The sequence below is a fragment of the Aminobacter sp. P4_H6_2 genome (assembly GCF_056400805.1).
In genome coordinates this window covers 1-12,854 of record NZ_JBFUKO010000097.1, presented here as the reverse complement: position 1 = coordinate 12,854, position 12,854 = coordinate 1, and the positions used below count along the sequence as shown (strand labels likewise).

Below are 12,854 nucleotides of genomic sequence, written 5' to 3'. Positions count from 1 at the left end.
GTCATGTCGGGTCCAATCGCGACTTTTTCAAGTCTCGCCACCGGTCCAGTGTCCAATCCTTCTTCCATCCGCATGACCATCATGCCGGTTTCGGCATCACCTGCCATGATGGCGCGCTGGATGGGGGCTGCCCCGCGCCAGCGTGGCAGAAGCGAGGCATGACCGTTGTAGCAGCCAAGCCGGGTGCCCAGAAGAATGGGTTTGGGCAGCAGCAATCCATAAGCGACGACAACGGCGACATCGGCTTTGAGGTCGGCAAACGCGGCCTGCTCTGCCTCGCCTTTCAACGACAGTGGTGTGCGCACCTCGATGCCCAGCCGCTCGGCCTCGCGTTGCACCGGCGACGGCGTGAGTTCCAGCCCACGCCGGCCAGCGGCGCGTGGCGGCTGGCTGTAGACGGCAACAACCTCGTGGCCGGCCTCAGCTATTGCACGCAGCGTCGGCACGGAAAAATCCGGCGTGCCCATGAAGATGACGCGAAGGCTCATTCGGCTCTGGCTATCCCGCATGCCCCAGATGGCGTCCGGCTATCCGTTCAGGCCCTCGCTTCAAACGGGTTTACGAGCCTGAGGTCAAGTCCGTCGAAGTCCCGGCTGTTGCGCGTGGCAAGGGTTGCATCATGCACGAGGCAGATCGCCGCGATCATGGCGTCGATGACGAGGATCGGTCGCCCCTTGCTCTCACGCAACGCGACGATCCGGCCATAGGCGAATGCGGCATTCAGATCGAACTCCAGCAGGCGTCCTGAATACTCCGCAACCAACTGGTTCAGCCGCGAAGAATATTTGGCAGAGTTGGACCTCAGAAGCGTGCGATTTGCTCCCATCGCAAGTTCAGCGATCGTTGGTGTCGCCAGATAAAGTGACGTTTCGTCTTGACCGTTGAGCCACGCCATCGCCAGTTCGTCCGGCGACGGCCGTCCGGGCTCTGAAACGATGTTGGTATCGAGAACAATCATTCCGGGTCTGGGATCGGCCGGCCGAAATCACCACGCCTCACCTGATCGAGATTGCGTTGAAACTCGTCGGCTTCTTCGTTGCTCTCGAAAGCTCCTGCGAAAATGGCGCGAAGTCGCTCACCGGCCGGGGCCGCTTTAGCAACCGCGTCTCGGTTACCCACAGCCACGATGCCAGCGCGGAGCGCTTCGCGTGCGGTATCGGACAGGCTTTGCCCTCGCTTTCGGGCCAAGGACTCGATATCCGCCCGCAACGCGTCGGAAATATTCCTGATCAGCAGGTCGCCCATATGCGCCTCCATCGGTTGATATCAATGATATCAGACCGTGGCGCTGCCGGCAAATGGGGTAGAATCACCCCACCATGCGGCTCGGCGGGCGGTCCTTGGCGAGCTTCTTGAACTTCTTCATCACCATGTCGCGCTTGAGCTTGGAGATGTAGTCGATAAACAGCACGCCGTTCAAATGGTCGATCTCGTGCTGCAGGCAGGTGGCGAGCAGGCCGTCGGCCTCGACTTCCTGCTGCTTGCCATGTTCGTCGAGATACTTCACCCGCACCGTCGCCGGACGCTCGACTTCGGCGTAGTAGTCGGGGATGGACAGGCAGCCTTCCTCGTAGATCGCGCGGTCATCGCTGCTCGTCACGATCTCGGGATTGATGACGATGCGCGGTGCTGGCTCCTCGCCTTCCTTGGCAAGGTCGATCACCAGCATGCGGATCGGTTCGCCGACCTGGATCGCGGCCAAGCCTATGCCCGGCGCGTCATACATGGTGTCGAGCATGTCGCGCGCGAAGTTGCGCACGCCGTCGTCGATGCGTTCGATCGGCTTGGATTGTTCGCGCAGGAGCGGATCGGGAAGGAGGATGAGCTGCTTGATCGTCATGCGCTTCAACTAAGATGTCGGAATAAAACCGTCAACTGGTCTGAAATGGAGATGTTCCTGTTTTGATCTGCCCAAGCGGGACGAATCGGCTATGGTGCCAGCGATGAACGAGCTTTCCAGCATTCTGTCCGCCCCGATCGCCCAGCTTGGCGCGACAATCATCACGCTCGGCCAGGCACTCGGCTTTGGCGCGTTGCTGTTCGTTGTCCTGCTCGCCGTGCTGATGATCGCCCTGTGGCGCTCGGCCAAGGCACGCGCGGTCGCCGCCGCAGAGGCCGCCGATCATGCCCGCGACGCCGAGGCCCGCATGGCCGGCATCCTGCGAGCCCAGGCCGAGATGCAGGGACGTCTCGGTACGGTCGCCGACATCTTCGGTGCGCGCCAGGCGGAGTTGACCCAATCGCTCGGCCAGCGCCTCGACGCGATGACCGGCCGCATCGGCCAAACCATGGTCGAGCAGACCAAGTCGACGCATGACAGCCTGGCCAAGCTGCAGGAGCGGCTGGCCGTCATCGACACTGCCCAGGGCAACATCCAGTCGCTCGCCGGCCAGGTCGTGCAGTTGCAGGCGATCCTGTCCAACAAGCAGACACGCGGCGCTTTCGGCCAGTCGCGCATGGAAACGATCGTCGCCGACGGCTTGCCGCTCGGCGCATACGAATTCCAGGCGACGCTGTCGAACAACAACCGGCCGGATTGCCTGGTCAAGATGCCGAACGGCGCGCCGGCGCTGGTCATCGACGCCAAGTTTCCGCTCGAGGCGTGGAACGCAATCCGCGCGGCAGCCGACGTCGAGGGTGCGGCAGAAGCACAGAAATATGCCGCCCAGGCCTTCCGGCGCGACCTCGAAGTGCACATCAAGGCAATCTCGGAGAAATACCTGATCGCGGGCGAGACGCAGGACACCGCCTTCATGTTCGTGCCGTCGGAATCGATCTTCGCCGAGATCCACGAGAATTTCGAATCGCTGGTGCACCGCGCTCACCGCGCCCGAATCGTCATCGTCTCGCCGTCGCTCCTGATGCTGTCGATCCAGGTCATCCAGGCGATCCTCAAGGATGCCCGCATGCGCGAACAGGCCCACTTGATCCAGGGCGAGGTCATTCGCCTGATGGAGGACGTCGGGCGCTTGGACGAGCGCGTGCGCAAGCTGCAGACCCATTTCGGCCAGGCCAGCAAGGATATCGACGATATTCTGGTGTCGTCGTCCAAGGTTACCAAGCGCGGCGAAAAGATCGAGGCGCTGGAGTTCGGCGCCTCGCATCCCAGCGCGGCGGAGGAGGCCGCCAAACCTCAAGCACCGAATGCTCGTAGCGCTAATTCCAAGACTGGCCAGCTCAGGCTGCGTGTAGTCGAGGAACGCGATTAGCGGAAGCGTGGGCCGGGTTCCGGTCGGCCAGATGGCCTATGAAGCCTTCTCGGCGGTCTCCATGCCCTCGAATTCTGGCAGCCAATGAAGGGCTGAGCGATGCCAAACCTGCCGACGCGGAACGAGTTGTTCACGCTGATCGGATGTTCCGGCCCTGAGACCGTAGACCTTGGGTCCATCGCCGACTGAGGTTGCAAACAGATGTGAGCCACATTCGCCGCAGAACCCTTGTGCGCGCTTGTTGCCGCTGTCGCCTGTCTTCACATAGATCTTGGGCGTGCCCGAGAATGCGATGTTTGCTTCGGGCACCTGCACCGTGACGCGAAACGCGGTTCCGGTCAGCTTCTGACAGTCGGTGCAATGACAGATCGCCGTCTTTTCGGGATCTACGTCAGCCTTGTAGGTGATGGCGCCGCAATGGCACCCGCCTTCGATCTTCACTGGAAATCCTCCATTTCACAAAGTTGATGATTCCAGCGGCATCCTAATCCTTTTCGGGTTTCGCCGTCTCGGCCGGCGGGTCCACGATCCGCTCCCGCCGTTCCCGCCAAAGCCGCGACGTCTGCGGCTTGACGAACACCACTGTCACCTCGGGAACCTCTGCCTTGAGCTTCGCCTCCAAYCGCTCGACGCAGGTTTCGATGTCGGCAGCCGAGATGTGATCGACGAAATCGAGGCTGAGGCCGGCGACGATCTGCTCGGGCCCCAAATGCACCGTCAGCACGCCATTGGCGTTTTCGACCGCCCGGTCGGCCTGCGCGATCGCCAGGATCTTCGCTTGCACATCAGGCAAAGCCGGCTCGCCGATCAAGAGCCCCTTGCTCTCGTGGGCCAGGAATACAGCCGTTGCACCCAAAATCAGGCTGATGCCGATGGATGCCGCGCCATCGAGCCAGGGCTGCTCGAAATATTGCGCGGCGGAAATGCCGACGAGCGCGATCACAAGGCCAAGCAGCGCGGCGCTGTCTTCGAACAGGACGGTATAGACGCTTGGGTCCTTGCTGCGGCGAACCGCCTGGATGTAGCCGAGATTGCCCTTGGAGCGTCGGAATTCCTTGAGGGCCACCAGCCACGAACCACCTTCGAACACTATGCACAGACCAAGCACGACGTAGTTGATAAGCGGGCTTTCGATCGGCTCGGGATCAAGCATGTGGGTGATGCCTTCATAAAAGGCGACGCCCGCACCGAGCGCGAAGACCAGGAGTGCTACGATGAAGCTCCAGAAATAGAGCTCGCGGCCATGGCCAAATGGATGCATGCGGTCAGGCGGCTGGGCCGCGCGATGGAGGCCGTAGAGCAGCAACAATCCGTTGCCAGTGTCGACCAGCGAATGCACGCCCTCCGACAGCATCGCCGAACTGCCCGTGAAGGATGCCGCAACGAACTTGGTGGCGGCGATGAGCAGATTGCCCGCTATCGCCGCGAAGATCACAACCTTGGAGCCCGAATGTGCTGCCATCTCTGCCTCGCGCTGTCGGACTGTAGCGGGGACATTGACGCACTCAAGCATTTTCGCCTCAGCGGCAAGCTGGCTGTCGACGCCCTCAGTACCCCCCTTGCAAGCGCGGCGAGTTCGCGTTTCACTTCGCTTCTCAGCAGCGGGAGAAACGAATCATGGCCAAGGGTGCGATGAAAGCCGGGAAAGAAGCCCGGAAACCTAAAAAGGATGCCAAGAAGCCAGCACCTGCGCCGGCATTCAAGGCGCCTCCGGTGCAAGCGACCAAGATCAAGGACAAGTAGTCCCTGCTTTCGGCTTGACGCCAATCAACCACGCCCGGTCTCGGCCGGGCGCATGGTTGAATTCTTCTTCAAAAAAACCTATTTGAGCGGGGCAAGGACGACCTTGCACTCCCCAAAAACATCCGGCAGGGACGACCCGCCATCCCAATGGAGCGTTCCATGGCTTGGACTTATCTGTTTTTCGCCGGCCTGTTCGAGATCGGCTGGGCCATCGGCCTGAAATATACGGAAGGCTTTACGAAGCTGACGCCGACCGTCCTCACTGTAGCCTCGATGGTCATCAGCCTCGGCCTGCTTGGCCTGGCTCTGAAGACACTGCCCCTAGGCACCGCCTATGCCATCTGGACCGGCATCGGCACGGTCGGCACTGCGATGCTTGGCATCTGGCTTTTTGGCGAGCCCGCAACGGCGATTCGCCTCGCCTGCATCGGCCTGATCGTGTCGGGCATCGTTGGCCTCAAGCTCGTCGCCTGATCAGCAGCCAACTCTTATTGGCCTGCCCGTAACGGGCGAGCCTCACCATTATCCCGTTTTGAACCAGGACTCCCGAGAATCGATTCAGATTCTGGGGGCAGTTTTAGGCGCACGAAAGCAGCCCGCGACCGGGGCTTGGCAATACCCCCGGTCGCGAACCGCTTAGCAATGAGAATTTACACAATCGACCTCGAGCGCCGCGCGTCCGAACGGACGTACAAAGGGCGCTCTAGCCGATGCGTCGGATGTATCCCGCGATCAGCCGAAGTTGGCTGAGGGCGGCATCCGCTTGCCACGCGACTTGCGCGCTGCGTAACGCGCGTCACGCTTGGCCTTACGCTCGGCCTCGTCGGAAAGCACGCGGCTGATACGGTCGGCCTCTTCGGCCTCGCGTGCCTTGGCCTCTGCTTGTGCTGCCTCTTCGGCGGCCAGGCGTTCGGCTTCGGCCTGAGCTTCGCGCTCGGCCCTTTCAACGGCTTCGCGAGCCAGGCGTTCCTGCCTCAGCTTTTCCTTCTCGGCCTCGCGGATGGCGCGAGCCTCGAGGATGGCCTTGCGTTCGGCCTGGCGTGCCAGAACTTCTGGATCGTCAGCAGCCGGGCGTGCCTTGTACTTTTCGAGGAGAGCCTTCTTTGCGTCATTAGCAGCGTTACGCCGCTCGAAGACGTCTTTTTCTCTGTAGATTGCCAATTTGATTTCCCTGGAGTCACTTCTCGCCGTTTACATACGCGCGCGAAGGCAGAGTTCAAGCGCCAAAAAGGCATGTCTCCCATGAAATCGCCTGATGTTGCCGATGGGAAACGCTCTTTGGGCGCCAATCTCGATATGGATTGTTCACTAGACCGCATCTGGCGGCTTCGTGGAGCGATAGCTACGTGTAGCACGAATAATAGCGATAGGACCAGCGATCATGGAACTTGGCCTCTATACTTTTGCGGACGTTAGCCCTGAGCCAGGCCCTGGCGCCATCGGGCCGCATCAGCGGCTGCGCAATCTCATCGAAGAAATCGAGCTGGCCGACCAGGTCGGGCTCGACGTATTCGGGCTCGGCGAGCATCACCGCCCCGATTATGCCGCTTCCGCACCTGTCGTGGCGCTGGCGGCCGCAGCCGAGCGCACCAAGCGCATCAGGCTGACAAGTGCCGTCACCGTGTTGTCGTCGGACGACCCGGTGCGTGTGTTCCAGCAGTTCGCAACGCTCGACCAGCTCTCCGGCGGTCGCGCCGAGATCATGGCCGGACGCGGCTCGTTCATCGAATCGTTTCCGCTGTTTGGCTACAATCTCGAGGATTACGACGACCTGTTTGCCGAAAAACTCGATTTGCTGCTGGCACTGCGCGACAGCGAGCGCGTGACATGGTCGGGCACGCATCGCGCGCCGATCAATGATCGTGGCGTCTATCCCCGCCCTTATCAGGACAAGCTGCCGATCTGGATCGCCATTGGCGGCACACCGCAATCGGCGGCACGAGCCGGCGTACTCGGCCTGCCCTTGGCGCTCGCCATCATCGGCGGCGAGCCAGCGCGATTCGCCCCCCTGTTCGACCTCTATCGCGAGGCGGCGCGGCGCGGCGGACAGGATCCGGCCAAGCTCGCCACCAGTATCAACGTGCATGGTTTCGTCGGCGAGACGACCGAAGAGGCAGCTGACGATTTCTACGCACCGCAGGCCGAAGTGATGAACCGAATCGGCCGCGAGCGCGGCTGGGGACCGACATCCAGGGCGCATTTCGACCAGTCGCGTTCTCCGCAAGGCGCGCTGTTTGTCGGCAACCCGGAGGTGGTGGCCGAAAAGATCGTGGCGCAGCACAAGCTGTTCAAGAACGACCGCTTCATGCTGCAGATGGCGATCGGCATCATGCCGCACGACAAGGTCATGAAAGCGATCGAACTCTACGGCACCAAGGTCGCGCCGCTGGTGCGCAAGGAACTGGGCGCAGCGGCACCAGCAGCCTGACAACCACAGGAACCTTCAGCGGGCTTCGGCGTTTATCGCCAAGCCCGTCGTCCCAGTGGCAGGGCATTGGCCGGTGGCGGGGCATTGGGGGTTGATCATGCAAACCGAGATGGAAGCCTCCGGCGCGGAGCAGCCGGAGCGCGGCTTCCCGCTGGCCGAGATTCGCTTTATCCGCTCGCTGTTGCTGGGTATCTTCATCCTGGCCAGCGTCTACGCGCTCTATTTCGCGCGCGACTTCTTCATGCCGGTGGTGCTTGCCTTCCTGTTGGYGCTGATGCTGACACCTATCGTGCGTTTTTTTCGCAGGCGCGGCGTGCCGGAGGCGGTATCGGCCACGCTTCTGGTGCTGTTTTCCGTACTGACTATCTCAACCGCTGGCTATTTCATGAGCGGGCCGGTGATGGACCTCGCCAACAACGCGCCGGCGATCGGCCGCAAGCTGACCGAACGGCTTGCCGAGATCAGGCATCCTTTCGACCGGATGATGGAGATTTCTCAGCAGGTCGACCGTGTCGCCGAGACCACCCAGGAGCCCGGCCTGCAGAAGGTCATCGTCTCCCAGCCGGGCATAGTCTCGCAAGCCGCGGGCAACCTGCTGTCGGCGGCAACCACCGCGGCGATCACCTTCGTGCTATCGCTGTTCCTGCTCGCCTCCGGCACGCTGTTTTACGAAAAGATCGTCCAGTCCTTCGCCCGCATGAGCGAGAAGAAGCGAGCGCTGCGCGTCGTCTATGATGTCGAGCGCGAAATCTCGCGCTACCTGCTGACGGTTGCGGTGATCAATGGCGGGCTTGGCGTGGTGGTCGCCTCTGGCCTTTGGCTGATCGGCATGCCCACGGCAGCACTATGGGGCGTGACAGCCGCCCTGCTCAATTTCTTGCCTTACGTTGGCGCGCTGGTGTCGGTCCTGCTGGTCGCAGCCATTTCGCTGGTCACTTTCGACAGCCTCTCCTACGCCTTGCTGGCACCTGGCTTTGTCATCCTCTGCAATGTCATCGAGGGCCAGTTCGTCACCCCGCTCGTCGTGGGAAGACGCCTGGAGGTCAATGCGGTGGCGATCTTCATCGCGGTCGCCTTCTGGTCCTGGCTGTGGGGTTTCGTCGGCGCGCTGATCGCCGTGCCGCTGCTCGTCGTGATCAAGGTGTTCTGCGATCATTTCGACAGCCTGAGGCATGTCGGCAATTTCCTCGCCGCCCAGCAAACGGCCGAGCCCGAAGAGCAGGCGTCCGAGTCAACGAGTTGAACGTAGAAGCTGTTTGTGACCGAGGGTGGCCATACCTATATCGGAACGGCAACCGGTAGACCGCCATGTCCGATTTCGATCTCAGCGCCTATTTCCAACGCATTGGCTATGACGGCCCAGGCGTGCCGACGCTTGAGGTTCTGCGCGCGCTGCATCTGCTGCATCCACAAACGATCCCATTCGAGAATCTGGACCCTTTCCTGTTCCGCCCGGTCTATCTCGACACGGCGGCGGTGCGGCGCAAGCTGGTGGCAAGCCGGCGCGGCGGCTATTGCTTCGAGCACAACCTGCTTTTCATGGCGGCGCTTCAAGCGCTTGGCTTCAGCGTATCGGGCCTTACCGCCCGCGTTTTGTGGGGCCAGTCGGAGGACGCCATCACGATGCGCGGCCACATGCTGCTCAGGGTCGAACTGAACGGGCAGACATGGCTGGCCGATGTCGGCTTTGGCGGACTGACGCAGACCGCGCCACTGCTGTTTCAGCCAGGGCTCGAACAGGCAACGCCGCACGAAACCTTCCGCATCATCGAAACCGACGGCCATTTCCGCACCCAGGCGAACACCGGAGGCGAATGGCGCACGCTCTACCGTTTCGACCTGCAGGAACAGTATCCAATCGACTACGCCGTCACGAACTATTTCCTGTCGACCAATCCGGCCTCGCATTTCCGCATCAACCTGATGGGCGCGCGCGCTTTGCCCGAGGGCCGGCTTACGCTCGCCAACAACCGTCTGTCGCACTACCTCGCCGACGGCCGCATTGAGCGTCGCGAACTCGCTGACGCAGCTGAGTTGGCCGAAGTCATCACCAATGAGTTCCACATCGACATCCCAGATGTGGATGCCTTCAGCGCGCTCGCGCGCGAAAAAATCTTCCAGGAGAAGCCATGACCACCCTGTCCGTGCTCGATCTGTCCCCGGTCACCGAAGGCAGTACTGCTGGCCAATCGCTGCGAAATACGCTCGACCTTGCCCGCCACGCCGAGAAGCTGGGCTTTCACCGCTACTGGCTGGCCGAACACCACAACATGGCGGGTATCGCCAGTGCCGCGACCTCCGTGGTCATCGCCCACGTTGCGGCCGGCACCAGCACCATCCGCGTCGGCGCAGGCGGCATCATGTTGCCCAATCATGCTCCGCTGATCATCGCCGAGCAATTCGGCACGCTGGCCGCCCTGCATCCAGGCCGCATCGATCTTGGCATCGGCCGGGCGCCGGGCACCGACATGCTGACCGCGCGTGCCCTGCGCCGCAATCTCGAAGCCGGCGTCGACAACTTCCCGCAAGATGTGGTCGAGCTGATGGGCTATTTCGAGCCGGCGACACCGGAGCAGCGCATCCGCGCTGTGCCCGGCGAAGGCGAGCAGGTCGAGGTCTGGGTGCTCGGCTCCAGCCTTTACGGCGCCCAACTCGCAGCCATGCTCGGCCTACCCTACGCATTCGCCTCGCATTTCGCCCCGGCCGAGCTCGACCATGCGCTCGAAATCTACCGCTCGCGCTTCCAGCCCTCCGAGCGTCTGGCAAAGCCTTACGTCATGGCCGGCATCAATGTCGTTGCCGCCGATAGCGACGCGGAAGCCAAGCAGTTGTTCACCTCGGTGCAGCAGGCCTTCGTCAACCTGCGCAGCGGCCGGCCGGGCAAGCTGCCGGCACCTGTCGAAGGCTACGAGCGCGAGCTCGATCCGGTCGCTCGCCAGATGCTGTCGCAGACACTCGCCTGCGCGGTCGTCGGTTCGCCAGAAGCGGTGCAACGCGGCGTCGAAGCCTTTGTCGCACGCACCGGCGCCGACGAGCTGATGGTGACGGCACAGGTCTACGATCATACGGCGCGCAAGCGCTCCTACGAGATCTTGGCCGAAGTCGGCGCTGGGCTGTCGAAGGCGGCGTAGCCTCGCGCCCTTCCCTTCTCCCACAAGGGGGGAAGGTGATGTCAGCGCATCGCCTCGACGATCCCCTTGTCCGGAAAGCACGTGGCGGCACGGCCGTTCTTGGACTGCCAATCGCCGATCGAACGGCGGGTCTTGAAACCGGGCAGGCCGTCGGAGCCACCGACGTCGTAGCCGAGCTTTTCCAGCCCGCGCTGCATGTCGGCGATGTCGGAGCGATAGAGCCCGTCGACCTTGCCCCAGCTACCTACGAAACGCTTGTCGCCGCTGGCGATGCGGTCGGCACCGTGGCCGATGAACAGCGCGTAGACGTCGCTCTCGTTATACTCCTTGAGCACGTAGAAGTTGGGCGTGACGATGAAGGCCGGGCCGTTGCGCCCCGCCGGCATCATAAGGAAACCTTCGGCGCGCGCTTCGCTGGCCGGAAACGGCTTGCCGCCGACACGGGCAATGCCCATCGCCGCCCAATCGGCGGTCTTCTTGCCCTTGTCGGGGCCTTCGAGCGCGCAGGTGACATTGTCGGGCAACGTCACCTCAAAACCCCAGCCGCGCCCCTTCACCCAGCCATAATGGACGAGATAATTGGCGATGGAAGCCAGCGTATCGGGCGTCGAGTTCCAGATGTCGGCGCGGCCGTCGCCGTCGAAATCGACGGCATGTTGAAGGAATGATGTCGGCAGGAACTGCGGCTGCCCCAGAGCACCGGCCCAGGACGAGCGCATGTCCTTGCGGCTGACCAGCCCACGCTCGACCATCTCGAGCCCGGCGAGCAGCTCCTTGCGGAACATGTCCTTGCGGGTTGCCAGGAAGGCCTTGGTGCCCAGCACCTCGAAGGCGTCGTATGGCATCTTGGCGGCGCCGAAGCCGGATTCGCGACCCCAGATGGCGAGCACCACTCCACCCGGCACGCCGAAGCGTTTTTCGATCGCGGCCAGCGTCTTGGCATTTGCACTGGCACGCGTACGCCCGCCTGCGGTGACGGCACCGAGGGTCTTTTCGGGAAAATAATTGCCGGGCGAGCCGAATTCGGCCTGGTGCTGCTTCTTGGGCGTCTTGGGCTTTTCACCCCGCAAAACAAGGTCGGGCAGCTTCAAGTTGGGCGAAACGCCTGAAAAAGCCGCATCGAACGTGGCCTTGGAAATGCCCTTGGCCTTGGCCTCCGGCCACAGGTCCTTGGCAAGCCAGGCCTGGAACTGGTCGTCGATCTTTGCAGCGGAGGCGGGGGTGATGAGAGGCAGCGCCGTCAACGCGAAAAGAAATGCAGCTGCCAAATTGCCGAGGTATCGCTTCTTCGCACCCCCCTCTGGCCTGCCGGCCATCTCCCCCTCAAGGGGGGAGATCAGGCCTTCATTGCCGCCTCGCCGCCCCCCAACGTCACAGGGCGAGGGCCGTCGCGGATGCGAATGATCTCCCCCCTTGAGGGGGAGATGGCCGGCAGGCCAGAGGGGGGTGGGAAGGAACGAAAAAGCAGCAAGAAGACGTTTCATCCACCCTCCCTGCCGGGCAATTGCGTCAAAAGACGGTCCGCGACTTGAGTGCGGCGGACAGCGTTCCCTCGTCGAGATAATCGAGCTCGCCGCCAACCGGCACGCCATGGGCGAGCCGCGTGATCTTGACGTCGAAGCCTGAAAGCTGGTCGGTGAGGTAGTGCGCCGTGGTCTGGCCCTCGACGGTTGCGTTGACCGCAAGAATGACCTCGCCGACACCGCCCTCGGCGATACGGGTCACCAGCTGCTTGATGGTGAGTTGATCCGGGCCAATGCCATCGAGCGGCGACAGCGTGCCACCCAGCACGTGGAAACGCGCGTTCATCGCCCCTGCCCGCTCCAGCGCCCAGAGATCGGACACGTCCTCGACGACGATGATGGTGGTCGAATCGCGGCGCGGATCGGTGCAGATCATGCAAGGGTCCGACGTATCGACATTACCGCAGGTCGAGCACACCCGCACCTTGTCGACCGCTTCGCCCATGGCGGCGGCCAGCGGGGCGAGCAGCTGCTCTTTCTTCTTGATGAGATGAAGGGCTGCGCGGCGGGCCGAGCGCGGCCCAAGCCCGGGCACCTTGGCCAGGAGCTGAACCAGACGTTCGATCTCGGGACCGGCGATTCGCTTCGACATGGAAGCGATATAGAGCGAGTAGCTGACGGTGAGTAGCGAATAGTGAAGGGCGGACACCAGGTCCGCCCGCTATTGCCTAGTCGTTCATCGGCCGGTCCTGGCTGGCGATCAGCGCGCCGACAGCATCGGCTTGCTTGGGGCTGGCCTGGAACGACATGGCACTCGCCAGCGCCGCATCGGAACCAGCGGAAGAGTCAGTTGCAGGCGCCGAATCGTCGACGCCAGGCA

16 protein-coding genes are annotated in these 12,854 nt (G+C 62.5%); 7 read left to right on the top strand and 9 right to left on the bottom strand.

Annotated elements, in window-relative coordinates; all coding sequences use genetic code 11:
* From AC1DUU_RS10465 to def, 4 genes are all read right to left on the bottom strand, one after another.
* Positions 1-488: methionyl-tRNA formyltransferase (locus AC1DUU_RS10465; RefSeq protein WP_476783353.1), on the bottom strand; the 488-nt coding region annotated here is incomplete at its 3' end.
* Positions 489-535: 47 nt separating this feature from the next.
* Entirely contained in the window at positions 536-958 is a 423-nt protein-coding gene (locus AC1DUU_RS10460) for a PIN domain-containing protein (RefSeq protein ID WP_476783352.1), read from the bottom strand.
* Complete coding sequence (locus tag AC1DUU_RS10455) at positions 955-1,245, bottom strand: helix-turn-helix domain-containing protein (RefSeq protein ID WP_476783351.1); 291 nt, start codon at positions 1,243-1,245, stop codon at positions 955-957. The genes AC1DUU_RS10460 and AC1DUU_RS10455 overlap by 4 nt, the downstream gene beginning before the upstream one ends.
* Positions 1,246-1,309: 64 nt before the next feature.
* On the bottom strand, positions 1,310-1,840 hold the full coding sequence (gene def, locus AC1DUU_RS10450) for a peptide deformylase (protein ID WP_476783350.1): 531 nt from the start codon (positions 1,838-1,840) through the stop codon (positions 1,310-1,312).
* 103 nt (positions 1,841-1,943) lie between these two features.
* On the opposite strand from def, the gene AC1DUU_RS10445 reads away from it, so the two are divergent.
* The gene (locus AC1DUU_RS10445; protein ID WP_476783349.1) at positions 1,944-3,209 is read left to right on the top strand and encodes a DNA recombination protein RmuC; all 1,266 of its coding nucleotides are present in this window, start codon (positions 1,944-1,946) and stop codon (positions 3,207-3,209) included.
* 36 nt (positions 3,210-3,245) lie between these two features.
* On the opposite strand, the gene AC1DUU_RS10440 is transcribed toward AC1DUU_RS10445, so the two are convergent.
* Both AC1DUU_RS10440 and AC1DUU_RS10435 read right to left on the bottom strand, forming a co-directional pair.
* On the bottom strand, positions 3,246-3,650 hold the full coding sequence (locus tag AC1DUU_RS10440) for a GFA family protein (protein ID WP_476783348.1): 405 nt from the start codon (positions 3,648-3,650) through the stop codon (positions 3,246-3,248).
* Between the two features lie 43 nt (positions 3,651-3,693).
* A complete protein-coding gene (locus AC1DUU_RS10435; RefSeq protein WP_476783347.1) occupies positions 3,694-4,671 on the bottom strand; it encodes a cation diffusion facilitator family transporter in 978 nt (325 codons plus the stop codon).
* A 155-nt stretch (positions 4,672-4,826) separates the two neighbouring features.
* On the opposite strand from AC1DUU_RS10435, the gene AC1DUU_RS10430 reads away from it, so the two are divergent.
* A complete protein-coding gene (locus AC1DUU_RS10430; protein ID WP_108609499.1) occupies positions 4,827-4,952 on the top strand; it encodes a hypothetical protein in 126 nt (41 codons plus the stop codon).
* A gap of 159 nt (positions 4,953-5,111) precedes the next feature.
* Positions 5,112-5,426 (top strand): quaternary ammonium compound efflux SMR transporter SugE, encoded by a 315-nt coding sequence (gene sugE, locus AC1DUU_RS10425; protein ID WP_476783346.1) that lies wholly within the window; start codon positions 5,112-5,114, stop codon positions 5,424-5,426.
* Positions 5,427-5,684: 258 nt separating this feature from the next.
* On the opposite strand, the gene AC1DUU_RS10420 is transcribed toward sugE, so the two are convergent.
* Complete coding sequence (locus tag AC1DUU_RS10420) at positions 5,685-6,113, bottom strand: DUF6481 family protein (protein ID WP_476783345.1); 429 nt, start codon at positions 6,111-6,113, stop codon at positions 5,685-5,687.
* Between the two features lie 220 nt (positions 6,114-6,333).
* Between AC1DUU_RS10420 and AC1DUU_RS10415 the strand changes: the two genes are divergently transcribed.
* From AC1DUU_RS10415 to AC1DUU_RS10400, 4 genes are all read left to right on the top strand, one after another.
* The gene (locus AC1DUU_RS10415; RefSeq protein WP_476783344.1) at positions 6,334-7,380 is read left to right on the top strand and encodes an LLM class flavin-dependent oxidoreductase; all 1,047 of its coding nucleotides are present in this window, start codon (positions 6,334-6,336) and stop codon (positions 7,378-7,380) included.
* Positions 7,381-7,477: 97 nt separating this feature from the next.
* Positions 7,478-8,623 (top strand): AI-2E family transporter, encoded by a 1,146-nt coding sequence (locus AC1DUU_RS10410; RefSeq protein WP_476783343.1) that lies wholly within the window; start codon positions 7,478-7,480, stop codon positions 8,621-8,623.
* Between the two features lie 65 nt (positions 8,624-8,688).
* A complete protein-coding gene (locus AC1DUU_RS10405; protein WP_476783342.1) occupies positions 8,689-9,513 on the top strand; it encodes an arylamine N-acetyltransferase family protein in 825 nt (274 codons plus the stop codon).
* Complete coding sequence (locus AC1DUU_RS10400) at positions 9,510-10,511, top strand: LLM class flavin-dependent oxidoreductase (protein WP_476783341.1); 1,002 nt, start codon at positions 9,510-9,512, stop codon at positions 10,509-10,511. Before AC1DUU_RS10405 ends, AC1DUU_RS10400 begins: the two co-directional genes overlap by 4 nt.
* Before the next feature lie 41 nt (positions 10,512-10,552).
* Here the strand turns inward: AC1DUU_RS10400 and AC1DUU_RS10395 are convergent, their stop codons facing one another.
* Positions 10,553-11,827 carry a lytic murein transglycosylase gene (locus tag AC1DUU_RS10395; protein WP_476783340.1) on the bottom strand — a complete coding sequence of 425 codons (1,275 nt, stop codon included), beginning with the start codon at positions 11,825-11,827 and terminating at the stop codon, positions 10,553-10,555.
* Positions 11,828-12,020: 193 nt separating this feature from the next.
* Positions 12,021-12,626 (bottom strand): recombination mediator RecR, encoded by a 606-nt coding sequence (recR, locus tag AC1DUU_RS10390; protein ID WP_476783354.1) that lies wholly within the window; start codon positions 12,624-12,626, stop codon positions 12,021-12,023.
* Positions 12,627-12,854 lie beyond the last annotated feature (228 nt).